The organism is Micromonospora sp. NPDC052213 (genome assembly GCF_040679695.1).
In the GTDB taxonomy this organism is placed as follows: domain Bacteria; phylum Actinomycetota; class Actinomycetes; order Mycobacteriales; family Micromonosporaceae; genus Micromonospora.
In genome coordinates this window covers 1-1,499 of record NZ_JBFAVI010000346.1, presented here as the reverse complement: position 1 = coordinate 1,499, position 1,499 = coordinate 1, and the positions used below count along the sequence as shown (strand labels likewise).

The following is a 1,499-nucleotide window of genomic DNA, read 5'->3' as shown; positions in this document are numbered from 1 at the left end:
CCTCGACGTGGTGGCGCGGGACGAGGCGGCGCGGGTGCGGGCCACCGTGCGCCTCCAGGCGATGCTCTCCCGGCTCGGCCAGGAGAGCGGTGGCATCTGTCAGCTCCCGGCGCAGCTCCGGAGCCAGTTCGTCGTCCGGATTGGCGTCCAGCCAGCGACGCAGGTTCAGCCAGTGCGCGGCGGCGTACCGGTCCCAGCTGTCCTGGTCGGCGAGGACCATCTCGACCAGGTCCCAGCCGCACTCGCCGAAGAGCCGGACCAGACCGGGCAGATCCTGGAACTCGTCCCGGGACCGGGCGTGCGACCCGGTGACGGCCTCCTCGTCCGGCGGGTCACGCCGCCAGTAGGGCTCCCCGACGAGCGCCATGCCGCCCGGCCGCAGCGCCCGGCCGAGCAGCTCCAGCGTGCCCGGCACCCCGTCGCCGATCCAGGTGGCGCCGACGCAGGCGGCCACGTCGACCGGCCGCTCCGGCGAGTACGCAGCCGCGTCGCCGTGCACGAAACGTACCCGGTCGGTGACGCCGAGTTCGGCGGCGCGTTCCCGGGCGGCGGCGGTGAAGGCGCTGCTGATGTCGACGCCGGTGCCGGTGATCCCGTGGTCGCGGGCCCAGGTGCAGAGCAGCTCGCCCTTGCCGCTGCACAGATCGAGCAGCTCGTCACCGGGGCGCAGCCGGATCGCGCGGCCCAGCGTGGCCAGCTTGACGTCGTCGAACGGGTTGAGGATCCGCAGGTCGCCCTCGCGGATGGTGAACTGGCGCGGCAGGTCCGGTGCTGTCATCCGGGGAGCGTCCCGCCGTACGGCCGACGGTGGCAACCAATTTGCGTCTGTGCTGCTCCGGGTCTCCTGCGGTACGGTCACGGCATGGTGGTCGAGGAACACTGGTGGAACGGCGTCAGCAACCCTCGCGGACGGCGCGACGTCTACATCCGCACCGACGGAAGCCAGTGGCAGGTCCAGGCGCAGATCGGTGGGGCCAGCGGCCGGTCCCGCATCCAGCAGTGCCCGAGCCGCGGCTCGGCGAGCATCCTCGCCGGGGCGTGGCGGGCGAGCGGCTCCGGCTGGCGGGCGATGCCCCGCTGACCGCGCGCTCAGTCACGAGGCCCGTGCACCGCGCGATCGACGGGTGGCCCGGCGGCGTGAAACCGTCGTGAAACCGCGCTGATCCCGCCGGCCGCGACGGTTGCGGGCATGACGACGACGAATTTTCCCGGCGCGATGGTCGAGGTGTCCGGGCTGCGCAAGGCGTACCGGAGACAGGTCGTGCTCGACGGTGTCGACCTGCGCGTACCCGAGGCCACCGTGTTCGCCCTGCTCGGCCCGAATGGCGCCGGCAAGACCACCACCGTGCAGATCCTCTCCACACTGATCCGCGCCGACGCCGGCACCGTCCGGGTCGCCGGCCACGACGTGACCGCCGAACCGGATCGGGTACGCGCCGCGATCGGCGTGACCGGCCAGTTCTCCGCCGTCGACGCGCTGCTCACCGGCGCGGAGAACC

Annotated in this window: 3 protein-coding genes; 2 read left to right on the top strand and 1 reads right to left on the bottom strand. The window is 73.1% G+C overall.

The features are described from left to right. Nucleotides 1-778, bottom strand: a 778-nt coding sequence (locus AB0L34_RS33790; RefSeq protein WP_363709733.1) for a class I SAM-dependent methyltransferase, incomplete at its 3' end; no start/stop codon positions are given. Nucleotides 779-862: 84 nt separating this feature from the next. Between AB0L34_RS33790 and AB0L34_RS33785 the strand changes: the two genes are divergently transcribed. Beyond that, nucleotides 863-1,081 carry a hypothetical protein gene (locus AB0L34_RS33785; protein ID WP_030503492.1) on the top strand — a complete coding sequence of 73 codons (219 nt, stop codon included), beginning with the start codon at nucleotides 863-865 and terminating at the stop codon, nucleotides 1,079-1,081. A gap of 108 nt (nucleotides 1,082-1,189) precedes the next feature. Further along, nucleotides 1,190-1,499 (top strand): ATP-binding cassette domain-containing protein (locus tag AB0L34_RS33780; protein WP_363709731.1); only part of this gene is annotated, 310 nt, incomplete at its 3' end.

Excerpts from the sequence above, each read along its gene's own strand:
- AB0L34_RS33785 (WP_030503492.1), top strand. The coding sequence starts at position 863 with ATGGTGGTCGAGGAACACTGGTGGAACGGCGTCAGCAACCCTCGCGGA.